Raw genomic sequence first — 5,954 nt, forward strand, 5'->3', positions numbered from 1 at the left:
TAAAATCCCTATGACTTTTAAAGGTTGATTTATCCCTATCCAGTTTTATATATTCGTTTAAAGGGGCTTTTACTAAATATATAGCACAGTACTTGACAATCTAAGGTAGTGTGCATATCATAATAGTGAATGAGGTGATATTATGAAGCCTAGAGCGGTCATTTATTGTTCTAAGCATGGCTCGACAAAAGAATATGCGCAGTGTTTAGGTAAAAAAAAGAATCTTCCTGTGATTACGATTGACCATATTTCGGGATACTCTTTCCAAAATATTCCAGTGTATTTTTGTGGTTGGATTCGTAATGGAAAAATCATGGGGTTGAATAAAGCTTCGAAATTATTTATGTGTGTTCAAGTAATTGGTGTGGGTGCCATTGAATATAATGAGGCGTATGAATTGAAGTTAAAATACAAGAATGGGATTGTGAATCCAAATTTTAAGTATGTACAGTCGATTCGTAATCTTTCATTGACAACTTTGGAAAAGATGTATGTAGATGTGTTTCAGCCATCATTAATGGGAAAGAACAGGGGTGAAACGCATGAATACTCAATTTAAAAAAGGTGTTTTAGAGTTGATTGTATTAAAGGCTATTGTATCGGATGATCTATATGGGTATCAGCTTGTGTCTCGTATCAACGAGGTGATTCAAGTAAATGAAGGTACGATTTATCCTTTGTTGAAGCGATTGTCGAACGATCGTTTGTTGGAGTCTTATTTAAAAGAATCTACAGAGGGTCCTCCAAGAAAGTATTATCATATCACAAATTTAGGACTTGAAAGATATGATGCATTATTATCGGAGTGGACGGATTTTTCAGATAATGTAAATGCATATTTGAAAGGAGTGGAGTAGAGTGTTAAAAAAGGAATTTTTGGATGTTTTAAATCAAAAGTTATCGTTGATTAGCGATAAAGAAAGAGAAGACATCCTATTAGAATATGGAACATACATTGATGACAAAATTGCCAGTGGTGTTGCTGAAGAAGAGGCGGTTGCTGGTTTTGGCGATGTGGATGAGTTGGTAAAAGAAATTTTAGATGCTTATAAGATCAATACGGATTCGATGGATCCATTTTCAAATCGTGCAGATAAAACGATTGATAAGGTGTATGTGAAGGTAGAGGAATTATTTTCTAAGCTAGGTAATTTTTCGATGAATGAAATTTTTCACATTTTATTTGATGCGATTGTTTTAGTGTTGATTATGTTGATTGGAAAAGTCATTGTGGTTGATATATTATGCCAATTCTTATTGTCGATGATTTTTTCGTTCTTTGTCGGATTCTATATGATCACAGATTTTATGCTGAGTCTATGTCGTATCCTATATTTATGTTTAGCCATTTATTTCTTTGTGAAAGTTATGGCTAAAAGAGTGGAGCGTTATCGTTTGCATGCGCATAATGTCGGTGTGATGGATGATATCAAAGATACTTGGAATGATAATATTAAATCGAGTGATTTGCCTCCAACGCCTGAGCGTCCTTTGTATCATGAAAGAAAGCCAAGACATCTTGAATCCGATGTCTTAAAGGTGATCTTAGTCTTGGCTATGATACCTGTAGCTTGTGTTTTGATTGGCAGTGGTATTGGTTTAGTGGTGTTAATTTATGTCAGTGCTATGTATGCCACAACAAGCGCTGGGTTATATTGTATGGATATTGCCTTTGTGTTAGGAAGTTTGGCAATACTATTGATGTTAGTTCGTGCTTGGCCTAAGAGGGTGGATACAAATGCGTAAGTTAGGTTTATTACTTGTTGTTTCAATCTTATTATTTGTGTTTGGTTGTGGAACTTTTGTATATGAATTGAGTCAAATTAGTCCAAATCAAATTGATTTGTCAAAAGAAACGCAGACTATGACAACGACAATGCCAGATAGCTGTCACTTATATACAAAGACGTATTTAAGTTCGGTTGGCGATGTACGTGTAGTTGTGGATGAAATGGTGGAAGATGATCAATTGCCAGATAATTCATTGGTGATCACATATCCTAAAATGCTTCATGTTGTGCAGGATGAGGATAAATTAGATTTGCAGATGGATGATTATGAGATGTCAAAGAATCTTCAAACCATATTTAATACGTTTAAATCAAAGCGTTATGATGAGTATTGTGCAAAGAATGGTGAAATTCATGTGAGTATTCGTTATGGCAAGAGTTTAAAGGATAAAATCACATTCGTCGATGACTACTATTAAGGAACAGTTTATACTGTTTCTTTTTGATTTTTAACAAGTGTGTTAAAATACTGTTATGGTGAAAAATAATAGAGACTGGAGTCATTTGTTGAGAATGATTCTGGTGGGTGATAAAAAGAAGTCAAATTCGCTAAGGAATTTAAAAAGGGGTAAAGTGACAAATACGCCTTTACGTAGAAAGCAGGATGTGAAACGATGAGTGATACGAATACGATGTCAACGAGTGCAAGGTTTGCGCAGATTGTATCTATATTAAGAAAGCATCATATCCAAAAGGGAATGGATCCCGTTAAGTTACGTATGATACTTGAAGACTTGGGTCCTACTTTCGTTAAGATTGGACAAATTATGTCGACAAGACAGGATCTATTTTCTGAGCGTTATTGTAAAGAGTTGATGAAGCTTCGCTCGCAGGCAAGTCACATGCCTTTTTCTATGGTTGAACAAATCATTCAAGAGACGTATGGCGATTTATTTCAAGAAGAGTTTGAAAGTATTGATGAGGTTTGTCTAGGTTCAGCATCTATTGCGCAGGTGCATGCAGCTACTTTGAAGTGTAAAAAACGAGTTGTACTTAAGATTCAGCGCCCTAAGATCTATGAGTGGATGGAACGTGACGTGGCCTTGTTAAGGAAGGCTGTTAAGATATTGAATCTTTCAGATATTGTATCAAGCGTAGTGGATCTAGATATGGTCATCGATGAATTTTGGACAACCGCAAAACAGGAGATGGATTTTACGATTGAAGCGCAATTTGCGAAACGCTTTAAGAATGATTATAAGGATTGTAAGTTTATTGATGCGCCAAAGATTTATGATGAATATACAAGAAAGAATATTCTTGTGATGGAATATGTAGATGGCATTGAGATTAGTGATTCAAAAAAATTAGATGAACTGGGCTATGATCGTAGTGAGATAGCGGATAAATTGGCATTTAATTATATTTCACAGATTATTGAGAATGGTTTCTTTCATGCGGATCCGCATTCGGGAAATCTAAGAATTCGTGATAATCAAATCGTATGGATCGATTTTGGTATGATGGGCACTTTAGATGCGAATGAACGTGAAACGATGAAGGAGGCTGTTCGTGCAATTGCCTTGAGGGATACACAAAAATTAGTGGATTGTATCTTGATGATAGGGGATTGTAAAAAGGAGATTGATTATACGGCTTTTTGTGCGGATATGGATCGTTTTGTGAATCAATATTTGAGTGTTCCATATTCAGAGATCGATGTCGCCAAACTGATTCAGGATATGTTTTCGATTTGTCATGTATATTCGATTTCTTTGCCTAAAGGCATTAGTATGTTAGCTCGTTCTATGATGACGATTGAAGGAACGTTAACTGCTTTAGATTCGAATATGAATACGATGAAGATTGCGATGAGTCATAAGACAAGTTTGACAAAAATTGATTGGGAGAAAGAAATAAAGTCGGGATTTAAGCGTGGTATTGATGCGCTTTCTCGTTCGGTTGATATTCCTGTGCAGGCAAGCGATGTGTTGAAGATGGTTCAAAGAGGACAGATCAAGGTCAATTTGAATCTAATGGGTTCTCAAGCTCCACTTGCGAAGATTGATCAGATGGTGAATCGTTTGATTGTATGTGTGTTGATTGCCGCTTTGGTTATGGGTTCAAGCTTGATTTGTACGACAAAGATGAAGCCGATGATTATGGGAATACCAGCACTTGGATTTTTTGGATACATCATTGCGATTGGGATGAGTGTATGGTTGTTTTTTAAGATGTTATTTTTGCATCGAAAAAACAAGTCATTTTAAAGGGGAAGTATATGAAAAAAGGTAAAACTACAGTGGCTTCACTATTGATTGTGTTGGTCACTTTGGGATTGGATCAATGGACAAAGTGGGCTATTGAGAAGTCTATCGCATTAAATGATTCGGTTGAAATGATCAATCATTTCTTTTATTTGACATATGTTCGAAATACAGGGGCAGGTTTTAGTATGTTTGCGGGAGCTGGAATGGGTTTCTTTGCCACACTTACCATTATTGCCTTAGTAGGTATGGTATATATGTTTTTTAAAACGAATGATTCGCGTTATCAGATTTGTTTATCTTTAGTTTTTTCGGGAGCTATTGGAAACTTTATCGATCGTATGACGCTAGGTTTTGTAAGAGACTTTTTTAGTTTCTATATTTTTGGCTATCCATTTCCCGTATTTAATGTAGCGGATATCTGTATAACAGTGGGTATCGCATTAATATTAGTAAGTATGTTTATAGATGATAAGAAGGAGCAAGAGAGATGGAAACAAGAATCTTAAAGATAGATGGAGATACTAAATTGGATCGTTTGGATAAGGTTCTTGCGGAAAAATTGGATTTTTCACGTAAGAGAATTAAGGATTTATTGGACGAAGGAAATGTCTTGGTCAATCAAAAGGTGATGAAGGCAAGTTATAAAGTTAGCGTAGGAGATGAAATCGCGGTTTCTATTCCTGAACTAGATTCCACGGAAGTTCTTCCTGAACCAATTGATTTGAATATTGTATATGAGGATCATGATATTATTGTGATCAATAAGTCAAAGGGCATGGTTGTGCATCCAGCTCCTGGTCATTATTCTGGGACTTTAGTGAATGCGTTGTTGTATCATTGTAAAGATTTGAGTGGTATTAATGGGGTGATGCGTCCAGGTATCGTACATCGTATTGATAAGGATACGTCAGGATTATTGGTTGTTGCCAAGAATGATGTGGCCCATGAATCTTTAAGTCAGCAATTACAGGATAAAACGTGTCATCGTGAATATGTAGCTATTGTACATAATCCTTTTACGCACGAGCATGGTACGATTTATGCACCAATTGGTCGTGATGAAAAGGATCGTCAGAAAATGGCGGTTACCGCAAATAATTCGAAGGATGCGATTACACATTTTACAGTATTAGAAAACTTCAAGAAATTTGCGTATATCAAGTGTCAGTTAGAGACAGGTAGAACACATCAGATTCGTGTTCATATGCAGTATATTGAACATCCAATCGCAGGAGATCCCAAGTATGGTCCTAGAAAAACAATTCAGGCCAATGGTCAGTTGTTGCATGCATGTGCGTTGGAATTTGTGCATCCTACGACAAAGGAAAAGATGCGTTTTGAGATTGGTTTAGAACCTACTTTTGAAAGAGTTTTAAATGAACTTAGAAAAGGGGAAGAATAATGCGTGATGATGTATTAAGTTGGAATCAATATTTTATGGGCATGGCTCATTTGAGTGCAAAGCGTTCAAAGGATCCAAATACGCGTGTAGGAGCTTGTATAGTCAATCCTCAAAAAAGAGTGGTTGGACTTGGATACAATGGTTTTCCTTATGGTTGCGAAGATGAGGAGTTTCCTTGGGATCGAGATGGTGAATTTCTCGAGACTAAGTATCCCTATGTTGTGCATGCTGAATTGAATGCAATCTTAAATAGCATTCAAGACCTTCATGGTTGTACTTTATATGTATCGTTATTTCCTTGTAATGAATGTGCAAAGGCCATTATTCAGGCTGGTATTTCTTGCGTAGTATATGAAAGTGATAAGTATGATGGAACTGAAGGTAATATTGCGAGTAAGCGAATGTTTCATGAGGCGGGAGTAAAGCTTGTACAGCTTCCTTATGAGATTGATGTAGAAACAAAAATCAGTGAGCGTTAAGTCATCCAATTAGATGACTGATGTTAGCATATAAATAGGACTAGTCAAAAAGAGAAAATTTACACCAGTGGTA

The 5,954-nt window shown here is 36.1% G+C and carries 8 protein-coding genes; all 8 read left to right on the top strand.

All coding sequences use genetic code 11. The annotated features are described in order from the left end of the window. The first annotated feature begins 142 nt into the window (after positions 1–142). The 8 genes from KTQ83_RS11000 (at position 143) to KTQ83_RS11035 (ending at position 5,881) form a co-directional block, all read left to right on the top strand. Positions 143–559, top strand: coding sequence for a hypothetical protein (locus KTQ83_RS11000; RefSeq protein ID WP_117924769.1), 417 nt, complete (start codon positions 143–145; stop codon positions 557–559). Continuing rightward, positions 543–857 carry a PadR family transcriptional regulator gene (locus KTQ83_RS11005; protein WP_186998810.1) on the top strand — a complete coding sequence of 105 codons (315 nt, stop codon included), beginning with the start codon at positions 543–545 and terminating at the stop codon, positions 855–857. The genes KTQ83_RS11000 and KTQ83_RS11005 overlap by 17 nt, the downstream gene beginning before the upstream one ends. Before the next feature lies 1 nt (position 858). Beyond that, complete coding sequence (locus KTQ83_RS11010; RefSeq protein ID WP_186998811.1) at positions 859–1,746, top strand: DUF1700 domain-containing protein; 888 nt, start codon at positions 859–861, stop codon at positions 1,744–1,746. Then, complete coding sequence (locus KTQ83_RS11015) at positions 1,739–2,209, top strand: hypothetical protein (protein WP_186998812.1); 471 nt, start codon at positions 1,739–1,741, stop codon at positions 2,207–2,209. Before KTQ83_RS11010 ends, KTQ83_RS11015 begins: the two co-directional genes overlap by 8 nt. Positions 2,210–2,404: 195 nt before the next feature. Beyond that, the gene (locus tag KTQ83_RS11020) at positions 2,405–4,000 is read left to right on the top strand and encodes an ABC1 kinase family protein (RefSeq protein ID WP_186998813.1); all 1,596 of its coding nucleotides are present in this window, start codon (positions 2,405–2,407) and stop codon (positions 3,998–4,000) included. Between the two features lie 11 nt (positions 4,001–4,011). Continuing rightward, complete coding sequence (lspA, locus tag KTQ83_RS11025) at positions 4,012–4,506, top strand: signal peptidase II (protein WP_117924757.1); 495 nt, start codon at positions 4,012–4,014, stop codon at positions 4,504–4,506. Next, the gene (locus tag KTQ83_RS11030; protein ID WP_217256838.1) at positions 4,488–5,402 is read left to right on the top strand and encodes an RluA family pseudouridine synthase; all 915 of its coding nucleotides are present in this window, start codon (positions 4,488–4,490) and stop codon (positions 5,400–5,402) included. The genes lspA and KTQ83_RS11030 overlap by 19 nt, the downstream gene beginning before the upstream one ends. Next, positions 5,402–5,881, top strand: a complete 480-nt coding sequence (locus KTQ83_RS11035; RefSeq protein WP_222620944.1) for a deoxycytidylate deaminase — start codon at positions 5,402–5,404, stop codon at positions 5,879–5,881. The genes KTQ83_RS11030 and KTQ83_RS11035 overlap by 1 nt, the downstream gene beginning before the upstream one ends. Positions 5,882–5,954: the final 73 nt, after the last annotated feature.

This window comes from Holdemanella porci, from assembly GCF_019052655.1.
Lineage (GTDB): Bacteria > Bacillota_I > Bacilli_A > Erysipelotrichales > Erysipelotrichaceae > Holdemanella > Holdemanella hominis.

What these genes read in the sequence shown, in the direction of transcription:
- KTQ83_RS11000 (WP_117924769.1), top strand. Translation starts at nt 143, where the DNA reads ATGAAGCCTAGAGCGGTCATTTATTGTTCTAAGCATGGCTCGACAAAA.
- KTQ83_RS11005 (WP_186998810.1), top strand. Translation starts at nt 543, where the DNA reads ATGAATACTCAATTTAAAAAAGGTGTTTTAGAGTTGATTGTATTAAAG.
- KTQ83_RS11015 (WP_186998812.1), top strand. Translation starts at nt 1,739, where the DNA reads ATGCGTAAGTTAGGTTTATTACTTGTTGTTTCAATCTTATTATTTGTG.
- KTQ83_RS11020 (WP_186998813.1), top strand. Translation starts at nt 2,405, where the DNA reads ATGAGTGATACGAATACGATGTCAACGAGTGCAAGGTTTGCGCAGATT.
- lspA (WP_117924757.1), top strand. Translation starts at nt 4,012, where the DNA reads ATGAAAAAAGGTAAAACTACAGTGGCTTCACTATTGATTGTGTTGGTC.
- KTQ83_RS11030 (WP_217256838.1), top strand. Translation starts at nt 4,488, where the DNA reads ATGGAAACAAGAATCTTAAAGATAGATGGAGATACTAAATTGGATCGT.
- KTQ83_RS11035 (WP_222620944.1), top strand. Translation starts at nt 5,402, where the DNA reads ATGCGTGATGATGTATTAAGTTGGAATCAATATTTTATGGGCATGGCT.